8 protein-coding genes and 1 pseudogene are annotated in these 13,737 nt (G+C 68.3%); 2 read left to right on the top strand and 7 right to left on the bottom strand.

Translation table 11 applies throughout. The features are described 5' to 3' along the window. Positions 1 to 143: 143 nt before the first annotated feature. The 6 genes from purH to sucC form a co-directional block, all read right to left on the bottom strand. The gene (gene purH / locus AB0H61_RS27235; protein ID WP_357309896.1) at positions 144 to 1,715 is read right to left on the bottom strand and encodes a bifunctional phosphoribosylaminoimidazolecarboxamide formyltransferase/IMP cyclohydrolase; all 1,572 of its coding nucleotides are present in this window, start codon (positions 1,713 to 1,715) and stop codon (positions 144 to 146) included. Further along, a complete protein-coding gene (purN, locus tag AB0H61_RS27230) occupies positions 1,712 to 2,368 on the bottom strand; it encodes a phosphoribosylglycinamide formyltransferase (RefSeq protein WP_357310122.1) in 657 nt (218 codons plus the stop codon). Before purN ends, purH begins: the two co-directional genes overlap by 4 nt. A gap of 226 nt (positions 2,369 to 2,594) precedes the next feature. Beyond that, complete coding sequence (locus tag AB0H61_RS27225; RefSeq protein ID WP_357309894.1) at positions 2,595 to 4,235, bottom strand: DUF6350 family protein; 1,641 nt, start codon at positions 4,233 to 4,235, stop codon at positions 2,595 to 2,597. Positions 4,236 to 4,409: 174 nt separating this feature from the next. Further along, positions 4,410 to 5,471 carry a DUF5336 domain-containing protein gene (locus tag AB0H61_RS27220; RefSeq protein ID WP_357309891.1) on the bottom strand — a complete coding sequence of 354 codons (1,062 nt, stop codon included), beginning with the start codon at positions 5,469 to 5,471 and terminating at the stop codon, positions 4,410 to 4,412. Between the two features lie 424 nt (positions 5,472 to 5,895). Continuing rightward, complete coding sequence (gene sucD / locus AB0H61_RS27215; protein WP_357309889.1) at positions 5,896 to 6,810, bottom strand: succinate--CoA ligase subunit alpha; 915 nt, start codon at positions 6,808 to 6,810, stop codon at positions 5,896 to 5,898. An 11-nt stretch (positions 6,811 to 6,821) separates the two neighbouring features. Then, complete coding sequence (sucC, locus tag AB0H61_RS27210; RefSeq protein WP_357309887.1) at positions 6,822 to 7,988, bottom strand: ADP-forming succinate--CoA ligase subunit beta; 1,167 nt, start codon at positions 7,986 to 7,988, stop codon at positions 6,822 to 6,824. Between the two features lie 580 nt (positions 7,989 to 8,568). Between sucC and AB0H61_RS27205 the strand changes: the two genes are divergently transcribed. Both AB0H61_RS27205 and AB0H61_RS27200 read left to right on the top strand, forming a co-directional pair. Further along, a complete protein-coding gene (locus tag AB0H61_RS27205) occupies positions 8,569 to 9,840 on the top strand; it encodes a M23 family metallopeptidase (protein WP_357310119.1) in 1,272 nt (423 codons plus the stop codon). Positions 9,841 to 10,102: 262 nt separating this feature from the next. Further along, positions 10,103 to 10,528, top strand: a pseudogene (locus tag AB0H61_RS27200) (M23 family metallopeptidase); the annotation flags it as partial. A gap of 290 nt (positions 10,529 to 10,818) precedes the next feature. Here the strand turns inward: AB0H61_RS27200 and pcrA are convergent. Beyond that, on the bottom strand, positions 10,819 to 13,491 hold the full coding sequence (pcrA, locus tag AB0H61_RS27195; RefSeq protein ID WP_357309885.1) for a DNA helicase PcrA: 2,673 nt from the start codon (positions 13,489 to 13,491) through the stop codon (positions 10,819 to 10,821). Between the last annotated feature and the right edge of the window lie 246 nt (positions 13,492 to 13,737).

Genomic DNA, 13,737 nt, shown 5'->3' with positions numbered 1-13,737 from the left:
CGCGCGCCTCGAATGTCCGCCACCGTGCCCCGCCGAGCCGAAGCCCGCGACTGTTCGCCGGGGCATGACAGCACATCGATGCCGAATGCCCCGCCGAACGGGAGATCCGATCGGCGGGGCATTCGAGAAATGACAGCGGCGTGTCAGTGCGCGAAGTGGCGAGCACCCGTGAGGTACAAGGTGACACCGGCCGCGCGGGCGATATCGATGGTCTCCTGATCACGGACCGAGCCGCCCGGCTGGACGATGGCGCGCACGCCCGCCTGGATCAGCGTCTGCGGACCATCCGGGAACGGGAAGTACGCGTCGGACGCGGCCACCGAACCCTTGGCCCGGTCACCCGCCCGCTGCACCGCTAGACCGACCGCGTCGACCCGGTTGACCTGACCCATACCGACACCGACGGACGCGCCGTCGTGCGCGAGCAGGATCGCGTTGGACTTCACGGCGCGGCAGGCCCGCCAGGCGAACTCCAGGTCCCGCAGGGTTTCGGCATCGGCGGCGTCGCCGGCCACCAGGGTCCAGTTGGCCGGGTCGTCACCGTCGGCGTCGAGGACATCGCGTTGCTGCAGCAGGACACCGCCGCTGATCGGCCGCAGCTCGGCACCCGCGCGGCGGGGCGGCTCGGCGACCAGAATGCGCACATTCTTCTTGCGCTGCAACACTTCCACCGCGCCGTCGGCGTAGGAGGGAGCGACGATGACCTCGGTGAAGATCTCCGCGACCTGCTCGGCCATTTCGACGGTCACCTCGCGATTGGCCGCGATCACGCCGCCGAAGGCGCTGACCGGGTCACACGCGTGCGCCTTGCGGTGCGCCTCGGCGATCTCCGCGCCGAGCGCGATCCCACAGGGGTTGGCGTGCTTGATGATGGCCACGGCGGGGGCATCGTGGTCGTAGGCGGCGCGCCATCCGGCATCGGCGTCGACGTAGTTGTTGTACGACATCTCCTTGCCGTGCAACTGCCGCGCCTGCGCCAGCCCGATAACGCCGTCGTTATTCGTGTAGAGGGCCGCGGCCTGGTGCGGGTTCTCGCCGTAGCGCAGTACCGCGGCACGCTCCCAGCTGCCGCCGATCCAGCCGGGGAACGGGGTGCTCGCCTGCTCTTCTGCCACCCCAGGCGCCAGCACGCTGGTCATCCAGCTCGCCACCGCGACATCATAGGACGCGGTGTGCTGGAAAGCCTTGGCCGCCAACGCGGTCCGCTCCGCCAGGGTGAAGCCGCCGGATTTCACGGCGCCGAGCACCTCGTCGTAATCGCCGCTGTCCACGACCACGGCCACCGACGGGTGGTTCTTGGCGGCGGCGCGCACCATGGAGGGGCCGCCGATATCGATCTGCTCGACGCATTCGTCCGGGCTCGCTCCGCTCGCCACGGTCTGGGTGAACGGATACAGATTCACCACCACCAGCTGGAACGCCGCGACGCCGAGTTCCACCAGCTGGTCGACGTGCTCCTGCTTACGCGTATCGGCGAGGATGCCCGCGTGCACCCGCGGGTGCAGGGTCTTGACCCGGCCGTCCAGGGTCTCGGGGAATCCGGTCAGATCCTCGACCTTGGTCACCGGGATGCCCGCGTCGGCGATCTTGCTCGCGGTCGAGCCGGTCGAGACCAGCTCGATACCCGCGGCGTGCAGACCGGTCGCGAGCTCGATGAGCCCGGTCTTGTCGTAGACGCTTACCAGCGCCCTGCTGATCGGCTTACGTTCACTCACCGGAGCACCCGCTCATCTGGAATTACTGCCTTTCGTCCGTCGGAGACAATGCCACGCGTGGCGACGGCGGCGACAACCTCCGCCAGTAACCGTCGCTCGACAACCTTGATGCGCTCGTGCAGGGTGCCCTCGTCGTCGTCGGGCAGCACCGGCACCGCCTCCTGCGCGAGGATCGGGCCGGTGTCGACGCCGCTGTCGACCAGATGCACGGTCGACCCGGTGACCCGCACCCCGTAGGCGAGCGCGTCACGCACCCCGTGCGCGCCCGCGAAGGACGGCAGCAGCGCGGGATGGGTGTTGATGATCCGGCCGCCGTATCGCGCCAGGAAGGTGGGGCCGAGGATTTTCATGAACCCGGCGGAGACGATGAGATCCGGCTGGTAGGCGGCGACCGCGTCGGTCAGCGCGACATCCCAGGCCGCGCGATCCGGGAAGTCCTTCAGCGCCACCCGGAAATGCGGCACCCCCGCGGCGTCGGCGTGTTCGGTCGCGGCGCAGACTCGATCGACACCGACCGCGACGATCTTCGCCGGATAGTCGGCGGCAGACGCGGCGTCCAACAGCGCGCGCAGCAGCGACCCGGTGCCCGAGGCGAGCACGACGACGGTGGCCGGTGCGGCGGTGGGCTTCCACGGGGCGTTCGAGGACGTCAGCGCTCCACTCCTGGGTCTCGAGTCGGACGGCGGAGGGATGATGCACCGCCGTACTAGAGCCTAGTGGTGTCGGTCAGCTCACTTTCGACCGGTAGGAGCCGTAGGATGCGCGCGCCGAGCGCGAGCCCGGCGCGCGTGGCCGGACACATCACCGGATTCCTCGGCATCGTGGCCGCGGGTACGCGGGGCCGCGCCGCACCCGCCGCGGCGGCGGTACGAGCGGCGGTCAGCGACGCCGTACCGAATCCGGGTCGTCGGAATCGGTTTCGACGACTTCGGCATCGACGATGTCGGGTGGCGGTGCGGTCCTTGCCGGCCGAACGGCGATGGACGGCTGTTCGTCGAGCAGTTCGCCTTCCAGCTCTACGTCGGCGTCGGCGTAGTCGTCGCCGTCGTAGTAGTCGTCGTAGCGGTCGTCGTCGTAGCGGTCGTCGTCGTAGCGGTCGCCGTCGTAGTAGTTGCCGGTGTAGCGGTCGCCGTCGTAGCGGTCGCCGTCGTAGTCGTGGTCGTAGTTGTGGTCGTAGTCGTAGTCGTGGTCGCAGTCGTCGTAATCGTCGTCCGCGTACCGCGAGTCCGCGGCATCGTCGTCGTACCCCGAGAACGCCGCACCCACCGGGACGACGAACCAGCGCGCGAAGACCAGGCCCACGTATCCCGCGATCGCCAGCCAGGCGAAGGTCGCCACCGCGAAGATCGGCAGGTCCAGCCCGACCCTGCCGAAGGCGCCGAGATCACCGCCCGCGACCGCACCGAGGAATACCAGCAGCAGGGTGGCCGACCCGGCCGAGGTCAATGTCGCCCACGGTGCGGCGATCCGGTCCGTGGAGATCCGGCCCGCATCGAGGCCGCCGAGCGCCCCGACCGCCGCGGGGATCAGCAGCAGCACCGCCCACCACCCCGCCGCGGGCCCGATCGGCACCGCCGCCAGCACCGGAACGGCCGGAATCGGGCCGCCGACAACGGAAAACACGCCGACCGAGGCGTCACCGAATCCGACGCCGGAACCGACGAGCACGCCCACCGTGCCGACCACCACATTCGGCAGATAGGCCAACGACAACAGCGTCAAACCGAGGCCGCCCGCGACATTGCCCGCGTCCTGGTAGGTGTCACCGATCCGGGACCAGTGCGCGAGGAACGCCACCACGGTCACGGCGGTGGCACAACACAGCAGGCGCGACACCGTGCGACCCGCGCCGTACAGGCCCGCGACGGCCCACTCCGGCGCGCGCAGCAGCGTGAACAGCCTGCGCCGAGTGCGGCTCGCGATACCCGCCCCGGCCGCGACCAGATGCAGTCCGCCGACCCAGCCGAAGGCGGACAGGCTGTTCGGCGGTTGCAGCGCGACCACACCCGAGGCGTCCTCCGCGACGGCCAGGCAGACGGCGGTGACCAGTAGCGGTCCGGCCAGCGCGGCGCCGACCACCCACCCGACGTCGACGCGCGAACTGCCTGGCTCGACGGCCCTGGCGCAATCCCGGCCGGTCAGCCAGAGCAGTAGCGCGGTCGGCAGCAGCGGCAGCAGACCGAGCGTGGTCTTGCCGATCACCAGCGGAACCTGGTGCACCGCAAGCCAGCCCGCGGCAATGGCGCCGGAGGTGCCTTCCATGCTGGTGTCCGCGGTCAGCAGCGTGCCGAGCATCAGAACGCTGATGGCGACCAGCCCGACCGTCGCCGGGCGGGCTGCGACGTAGAGCAGCATCCGAGCGCGTTCCGGGGTCAGCGACAGGAATCCGATTTCGTCGGCCGCCCCCCGTGGGCTCCGCCCCGGTTCCGGATCGGCACCGCGCCCGCGCCGCGTCGAATCGCCCGGCGCGCCGCGGGACCCGAAGGTCCGGCGACCAAGGGAGTTTCTCGTGGAGCTCATGACAATTCAGCGTGTCAGCTTTCCCGACGCGAACGGGTCAGGCGCGCCGCGTAACCGGCCCGGAAGGGGCGGACACGCCGAACCGGTCGCGGGCGGCCAGACGTCGTATACCGGCCCGAGCGCGCCACGAGCACCCGACCCCGGTTCGGGGTGGGTGCTCGTCGGCGTCGGCTGTTACTTGTTGTCGTCCGAAGGACGGAAGGCCTGCGTCGCGTCGGAGGCCGGGTCCTTACCCTGCTCACCGCCGAACGGCTGGGCGGGCTGACCCTGCGGGCTCTGCCCGTAGCTCGGCGATCCGTACTGCTGTCCCTGGCCGCCACCGAAGTGCTGGGTGGCGCTCTCGTCCGGGCGCGGCTGCGCGGCCGGGGCGGCGCCGTACGGCGAACCCTGCTGCGGCGCACCGTATCCGGGCTGCTGACCGTAGGACGGCTGCTGACCGTAGGGCTGGCCGGGCTGCGCCTGGCCCGGCTGGGACTGGCCGTACGCGGGCTGGCTCTGCCCGTAGGTGGGCTGGCTCGGCTGGCTCTGCCCGTAGGGCTGCTGCGACTGATACTGCGGGCCGGTACCGGACTGAGCGCCATACTGGCCCTGGCCGTACTGCCCCTGCCCGTACTGGCCCGGCTGACTCTGGCCGAAGGGCTGCTGGCCGTAGCCGCCTTGGGCGTAGCCGCCCGGCTGCGGTGCGGACTGGGTCGCGGGCTTCGGCGCGGGCGCGGTGAGGATGCCCGCCTCGAATAGCACCGCGGCGACCGCGACGCCCGCCTGCACCAGTGCGAAGAACATCAGCAGCCATGCGCCCCACTTCAATTCCACACCGTCGGAGAGGAAGAAGGACTGGAAGACCAGACCGAGGAAACCGGCCAGCGAGGCCGCGGCCGCCGCGCCCTTCCAGTTCTGCTTCGGCAGCACCGACAACCCGGCCAGCGCGCCCGCGAAGAGCAGGATGGTGAGCAGTCCGGTGATCGGGACCTCGAAGCCGTTCGCGCTCTCCGCGGAGGTGGTCGCGCCGGTCACGGGATTGGTGAATTCACGTGCCGCGTAAGGCAGGAATCCGAGCAGGAAGTTGATCGCACCGAGCGCCGCGACGCCGACCACCAGGAAGAACGGCAGGCCCTTGGCATCGGAACCGGAGGCGCTCGTACCTGTGCTGGCACCACTCGGCGACTGGCCGAGGCTGGGTGGCGCGGAGGGCGTCGCGGGTGTGTTGTACCCGGAGCCCCCGGTCGGGTATGACATGTCGTCGTCTCCTAGGTCGAGTTCGTGTCTTCGGCTGGATCGCTTCTGACGCTACTGCACTCGCTCGCCCAGGTCACCATTAACCAACTGGTCGACCGACCAGACCAGACCGTACTGCCTGACCCGGGCCGCGTACGGGGCCGATAACGATTTCGGTACGGTCTTCCCACCCCTGAACCGGAGATGCGGCGACCGGCTGTGCCCGGGGGACCGAAATGTGACGGGCACAAACGATTCCGGTCAGCCGAGCTGCTTGCGGGCCCCCGCGACAGTGGCGATCTCACCGGCACCGGGGCAGCGCTGCCTTCCGTTTTCCCGCGAATCGAAAGTTCGAATCGTCGTGATCCCGAGCGCGGGAACGGCGAAGGCCGCCCGTCGAATTCGACAGGCGGCCTCCGTATCGGGCTGCGTAGGCTCCGCGGGATCAGGCGGTGATGCTGGCCTTCTCCAGGATCTCGCGAGCCAGCGCGGCGGTCTCGGACGGCGTCTTGCCGACCTTCACGCCCGCGGCCTCCAGCGCGTCCTTCTTCGCCTGGGCGGTACCGGCCGAACCGGAGACGATGGCGCCCGCGTGGCCCATGGTCTTGCCCTCGGGAGCGGTGAAGCCCGCGACATAGCCGACGACCGGCTTGGTGACGTTGGCCTTGATGTAGGCCGCTGCCCGCTCCTCGGCGTCGCCGCCGATCTCACCGATCATCACGATCAGCTTGGTCTCGGGATCCTTCTCGAACGCCTCGATGGCGTCGATGTGGGTGGTGCCGATGACCGGGTCGCCGCCGATGCCGATGGCGGTGGAGAAGCCGAAGTCACGCAGCTCGTACATCATCTGGTAGGTCAGGGTGCCGGACTTCGACACCAGGCCGACCGGACCCTTGCCGGTGATGTTGGCCGGGGTGATGCCGACCAGCGACTCGCCGGGGGTGATGATGCCGGGGCAGTTCGGGCCGATGATCCGGGTCTTGTTGCCCTTCTCCACGTTGTAGGCCCACGCGTACGCGGTGTCCTGCACCGGGATGCCCTCGGTGATGACCACGAGCAGCGGGATCTCCGCGTCGATGGCCTCGATGATGGCGTCCTTCGAGAACTTCGGCGGTACGAACGCGATGGACACGTCGGCGCCGGTCGCCTTGATGGCCTCTTCGACGGTGCCGAAGACCGGCAGCTCGATCGCGTTGCCGTCCTTGTCGGTGTGCGCGACGGTGGTGCCCGCCTTGCGCGCGTTCACACCGCCGACGACCTGGGTGCCCGCCTTGAGCATCAGGGCGGTGTGCTTGGTGCCCTCACCGCCGGTGATGCCCTGGACGATGACCTTGGAGTCCTTGTTCAGGAAGATAGACATTTCCGGTTTCCTTACTTGGCCGCTGCCAGTTCGGCGGCCTTGTCGGCGCCTTCGTCCATTGTCTGCGCAAGCGTGATCAGCGGGTGCGCGGCATCGACGAGGATCTTGCGACCCTCGTCCACCTTGTTGCCGTCGAGACGGACGACCAGCGGCTTGTTCGCCTCGGCGCCCAGGATTTCCAGGGCCTTCACAATGCCGTTGGCGACCGCGTCACACGCGGTGATGCCACCGAAGACATTCACGAAAACGCTCTTGACCTGCGCGTCGCCCAGGATGACGTCGAGACCGGCCGCCATCACCTCGGCCGAGGCGCCGCCGCCGATGTCGAGGAAGTTGGCGGGCTTGACGCCACCGTGGTTCTCGCCCGCGTAGGCGACGACGTCCAGGGTGGACATGACCAGGCCGGCGCCGTTGCCGATGATGCCGACCTCACCGTCGAGCTTGACGTAGTTGAGGTCGTTCTCCTTGGCCTTGAGCTCCAGGGGATCGGTCGCGTCGATGTCCGCGAAGGCCGCGTGACCCGGCTGCCGGAACTCGGCGTTCTCGTCGAGGGTCACCTTGCCGTCGAGCGCGAGGATCTCGTTGTCGGGGGTGCGGACCAGCGGGTTGACCTCCACCAGGGTGGCGTCCTCGCCGATGAACACCTCCCAGAGCTTCTGGATGGTGACCGCCGCCGCGTCGAGCACATCGGCGGGCAGGTGGCCCTGCTCGGCGATCGAGCGGGCGAACGCGAGGTCGACGCCCTTGACGGCGTCGACCGGAACCTTGGCCAGGCGCTCCGGCTTGGTCGCGGCGACCTCTTCGATCTCCATACCGCCTTCCACCGAGCACATGGCCAGGTAGGTGCGGTTGGAGCGGTCGAGCAGGAAGGAGATGTAGTACTCCTCCGCGATGTCCTTGGCCTCGGCGACCAGGATCTTCTTGGTGATATGGCCCTTGATATCCAGGCCGATGATGTTCTGCGCGTGCGTGAACGCGTCGTCCGGGGTGGCGGCGAACTTGACGCCGCCCGCCTTGCCACGGCCACCGGCCTTCACCTGGGCCTTGATCATCACCGGCTTGCCGATTTCCTCCGCGATGGCGCGGGCGTCCTCGGCCGTGTCCGTGACGCGGCCCTCGGACGAAGGCACTCCGTGCTTAACGAAGAGCTCCTTCGCCTGATATTCGAAGAGATCCATGTACTCACCGTCTCGTCTGCGTTGTTATGACAACGTCTTTGTTGGCGGCCCGACGTCGGAAGCGGGTCGGGTCGGACTCTAACCAGTCACATGGAGGGCCAATCGGCCACGTTCATCCTAAGTGGCGCAGGTCACGGGCCAATGCTCGAGGCCGGGAAAACCGCTGGCCAAGGCTACTCGCGAGTAGCTTGCTACGGTGCTCCAGGTAGGACCGGCTAAGCCGGAAACCGCCGAGGCCTACTACCGCTCGTCGTCGGATTACCTCACCCGGATGCCCCGTGCGCAGTGAGAAATTCCGCGGGTGTTACCGTGATCAATCTCACATGTTTGGACAGATCTCGCGCAGCGCTTGCGGACCCCGCAATCGTTTCGTTACCGTGAATGAGGTCGATGTCACAACTAGGTCACGACTAGGAGGACGGCAAGCCTTGATGCAGCACAACGCTCCGCAGGTAGCGAGCCGTTTCAATCAGGCTGTGAGCCGTTTCGACGTTGATCAGGAGACATCCCCCAGTTGCCGACTCCTCGGCACCGCGACCGTCCGGTCCGCCCATTCCAGCTTCACGATGTGGCATCGCCGATGAATAATCGCTCCACCCTCGCCTCCGGTAGTCGCTCCCGCTCGGGACATCGTTATCGAGACGACAACGAACCCTTCGCGCATGCCGATTCGGGCAGCCGATCCTTCCCCCCGTCCAACCACCGGTTCGCCTCGGCGGCCGGTGCGGGAGCCGCCGGTTACGGTGAGCACGGCGACGGCGGACACCACGCCGCCGACGACGCGCACTACGGCGGCACCGACTACGACAATTCCGCGTGGACCGCCGACAACGACTGGTCGCAGCAGGATTCGTGGTCCGACGGCGGTGCTTGGGCATCGGACAGCGGTGTTTGGGCATCGAACGGCGGTGCTTGGGCATCGAACGACGCGTGGACACCGGATGCGGACGTCACGTGGAGTCCTGAGACCGACGACCCGTGGGCGCCCGAGGCCGATGCTTCCTGGTCCTCCGAGGGCGACCAGACCTGGACCCCTGATAGCGAGGGTTGGGCCCCCGACGCCGACGAATCCGGCGCGGGACCCACCGTCATCCCGGGCAGGAGTTCGAACCGGCGTGGCGGAGCGCACCGGATGCCCGCACCGCCCGCCTCCCTCAAGGGCCGCGCCGCGGTGGTCGCGGTCGCCGCGGGCGCGGTGGTCGCCGCGGGCCAAGCCGCGATGGCCTCCCCCGAACAGCCTTCGCACTCCATCGATTACGAGGCCGCCGGACAGATCCACGAAATCGCCGCGCAGTCGGTGAGCCTGGCCGACCCGGACATCGCACCGAATTCGCCTCAGGTGCTGAACGTCTCGGCACCGGGGAATCTCGATCAGTTCAACGACATCCTGCAGAAGGGCCAGAAATACGCCGAGGAACTGGCCGCCAGCGAGGCCGCCAAGCTGCGCCCGCTGTTCAGCAAGTTCTTCGCCGCGGGCAACTTCACCTCCGGCTTCGGCGCCCGCTGGGGTGTGCAGCACCTCGGGGTGGATATCGCGGGCCCCATCGGCACCCCGATCTACGCGGTCGCCGACGGTACCGTGATCGAGTCCGGACCCGCGGCCGGTTTCGGCATGTGGGTGCGCCTGCTGCACGATGACGGCACCGTCACCATCTACGGGCATATCGACACCTCCACGGTGTCGCAGGGTCAACGGGTGATGGCGGGCGATCAGATCGCCACCATGGGCAACCGCGGCTTCTCCACCGGCCCGCACGTGCATTTCGAGGTCTGGCTGAACGGCGTCGACAAGGTCGACCCGCTGCCCTGGCTGGCCACCCGCGGCATCAGCCTCGGCGTGCGGCGCGACTAGGAAATACACGCCCGTCGGATATTCGCATACCTGCGAAATCCGTTGTTACCCTCCGGCCTGTGCGGACATTCGCGGCCGGTATCCGAGGAAAACTGCTCGTGGCGCTCGAGAATGTCCGCGTAGGCCGGAGGGCATTCGCAGAGTCAACTCCTCCTCGCGCCAAGAGGATTCAGTCGACGCGCCGGACACACCCGAGCTGCTCGACACCGTGACCCCGACCGATCCGACCCCGTTCTCCGAGGTGCTACCGAACGGCGCCGAGTTCGCCGAGGAACTCGCCGCCGAGCAGGCCGCGAAACTCCGGCCCCTGTTCACCAAGTTCGCCGCGGGCACTTTCACCTCCGGCTTCGGCGCACGCTGGGGCACCTTGCACACCGGCGTCGCCACCCTCGTCGGCACCCCGATCTACGCCGTGGAGGACGGCACCGTCATCGACGCGGGCCCCGCCGACGGCTTCGGCATGTGGGTCCGCCTGCGCGGTGACGACGGCACTGTCACCGTCTACGGCCACATCAACAGCGCGCTGGTCTCGGTCGGCGAGCATGTGCTCGCGGGCGACGAAATCGCCACCGTCGGCAACCGCGGCGAATCCACCGGCCCCACTGCCTGCCATTTCGAGGTCTGACTGAACGGCACCGACCGCGTCGACCCGGTCCCCTGGCCGGCCACCCGCGGCATCAGCCTCGGCCCCGAACGCGACCAGCGCGGAGCGGTCCCCGGCGGAAAGTCGATTTCCGGTCCGAACCGTGAGCTCATGGCTGCCCTCCGCAGACATCTGCACCGGCCACCGGCCCCGCCGACCCCGGCCGCTCCGCTCACGGTCGGGCCGTCGTCCTCCGCACCGATCCGGCCCTCGGGCTCACCGGCCGCCACGCCCCCTCGACGGTGCAGCGCGAAACCGGTTTCGCCTTCCGCTACCCGGCCTCTGACGAGGCACTCACCGATCTGCTGCCGCGGTAGCGGCACGAGCCTTCCCGGTCAGAGCTTGACCAAGGTCCGGCTGTACTGCGGGATCAGCCGGATTTTGCCCGCGGTACCGAAGTCGATGGTGACGGTCGCCAGCGGACCGAAACCTTCGGCGGCGATCACCCGGCCGAGACCGTACTTGTCGTCGCTGACCCGATCACCCACGGCGAGTACGAGATTCGTGTTGTTGCGGGTGGCGCCGCCGGGAGCCGGGCGGCGCGGGCCGCGACCCTGTACACCGGGGCGTTGCGGCTCGGGCCAACCGTCGCGGGTCCAATCCCGTTCCAGATTGTCGTCGTCACCGCGGCGACGCATACCCCGGGTGGTCGGGGAACCAGCCGGTTCCAGACGTCGCCAGTCCATCAGATGGCCCGGGATCTCCTGTAGGAAGCGGGATTCCGGGTTCGAGACGGGCTGGCCCCAGCCGGAGCGCACCACCGCGCGGCTCAGGTACAGCCGCTGCCGGGCCCGGGTGATGCCGACGTAGGCGAGGCGGCGTTCCTCGGCCAGTTCGGTCGGATCGCCGAGCGCGCGCATATGCGGGAACTGCCCGTCCTCCCAGCCGGTCACGAAGACCACCGGGAATTCCAGGCCCTTGGCGGTGTGCAGGGTCATCATGGTGACAACCCCGGAACCCTCGTCCGGGATCTGGTCGGTGTCGGCGACCAGCGAGACCCGCTCCAGGAAGGCCGCGAGTGAACCGGGATCGGGTTCGCCCTCGGCGGCCTCCGGCAACAGACCCTCCTCCCGGGCCGCCTCCGCGTTGTTATGCGCCTCCGAGCTGAATTCCCGTGCGACGCTGACCAGTTCGTTCAGGTTGTCGAGCCGGGCGCCGTCCTGCGGATCGTCGGAGGCTTCCAGCTCGGCCCGGTAGCCGGTGCGTTCCAGCACCGCCTCCACCACATTCCCGACATCCGGGAATTCGGAATTCTCCTGCACCCCGGCCGCCCGGATCTGCTCGAGAAGATCCAGGAATCCGGCGATCGCCCGCTGCGCCCGGGTATTGAGCAGCGCCACCTTGCCGTCGGCCGCATCGCGCAACGCGGCCGCGAAACCGATATCGCGTTGCTCGGCGTGTACCGCGACGCACGCCTCGGCCCGGTCCCCGATGCCGCGGCGCGGGGTGTTGAGAATCCGGCGCAGGCTCACCGCATCCTCGGGGTTCTCCAGCACCCGCAGGTAGGCGACGATATCGCGTACCTCCTTGCGCTCGTAGAACCGGACGCCGCCGACCACCTTGTAGGGCAGGCCCATCCGGATGAAGATCTCCTCCAGCGCCCGCGAATTGTTATTGGTGCGGTAGAAGACCGCGACGTCGCCGTAGTTCGCATCGCCCTGATCCACCAGCCGGTCGATCTCGCGGGCCACGAACGAGGCCTCGTCGTGTTCGTTGTCGGCGACGTAGCCGACGATCAGATCGCCCTCGCCGGAGTCGGTCCACAGTCGCTTGTCACGCCTGCCCTCATTGCGCGAGATGACCGCATTCGCGGCCGACAGGATGTGCTGGGTGGAGCGGTAGTTCTGCTCGAGCAGGATGGTCTCGGCGTCCGGGAAGTCGCGTTCGAACTCCTCGATATTGCGGATCGTCGCGCCGCGGAAGGCGTAGATGGACTGGTCCGCGTCGCCGACCACGCAGAGTTCGGAGGGCGCCACCGTGTCCTCGCGCCGCGCGGCGGCGAAATCCGCGTCGGCGGCGGCCGCCCCGGCGTCGGTGTCATCCAGATCGTTCGCGTTCGCATGATGTCCGACCAGTTCCCGGACCAGGACGTATTGTGCGTGATTGGTGTCCTGGTACTCGTCGACCAGTACGTGCCGGAACCGGCGCCGGTAGTACTCGGCGACCTGTGGGTGGTTCTGCAGCAACGCCACCGTCTCACCGATCAGATCGTCGAAATCCAACGCATTCGCCGCGCGCAGCCTGCGCTGGTATTCGGTATAGACGCGGGCGACCAGCGCGGGCAGTTCGGTCTCGTCGGATTCGGCGTCGGCGCTCGCCCGCTCCGGTCCGATCAGTTCGTTCTTCAGATTCGAGATCGCGGTAGCCAGCAGCCGTGCCGAATATTTCTTCGTATCGATGTCGAAGTCGCGGCTGATCATGGTGAGCAGCCGCCGCGAATCATCGGCATCGTAGATCGAGAAATTCGAATTCAATCCGGGCAACAGGGCCGACTGCATGCGCAGGATGCGCACACAACTGGAGTGGAATGTCGAAACCCACATGTTGTTCGCCCGCGGGCCGACCAGTCCGGTGACGCGCTCCCGCATCTCGGCGGCGGCCTTGTTGGTGAAGGTGATGGCGAGGATCTGTCCGGGCGTCGCACCACGAGCTGCCAGCAGATACGCGATGCGCCGGGTCAGCACGGCGGTCTTCCCCGAACCCGCGCCCGCCACGATGAGCAGCGGCGAGCCGGTGTGCACGACGGCGGCGCGCTGCTGCGGATTCAAACCTTCCAGGAGCCGCTCGGACTCCTCGGCGCGGCGCTGCTCGCGTTCGATCCGGCGCTGCTCCTGGTCGTCGGCCCGGCGCTGCGCCTGTTCGGCCAGTCCGGCGGGTACGGCGGCTGCGCCGGGCGCCGCGGGCGCTATCGACCCCCCGGTGGAACCGTCGTCGGCCTGCGGTTTCCGGGTTGCGTCGGGGTGCCGGTCCTGCCCGGCCTGCCTCTGGGGAGCCACCGTGATGTCCATTGCCCATCCACGCTACCGGCGGCCACCGACAGAGATGAAGTCCCGGACCGGATGCGGGCATCCGCCGCGACATCCGCTAATATCCAGTGAACCCTCTGGCCGCGGGTGCACTGCAAATCTGTGCGAGTTCTTCTCAGCAGATTCACAAAATCAATCGTTTTGCATTGGTTCCGACCCGTGGCAGACTGACCCCCATGATCAGCGCTGCCGCGATGCGTCGGATTCGGTTATCTTCCGGATATCGCC

The organism is Nocardia sp. NPDC050710, assembly GCF_040654375.1.
Lineage (GTDB): Bacteria > Actinomycetota > Actinomycetes > Mycobacteriales > Mycobacteriaceae > Nocardia.
This window is presented reverse-complemented; position numbering and strand designations above follow the sequence as displayed.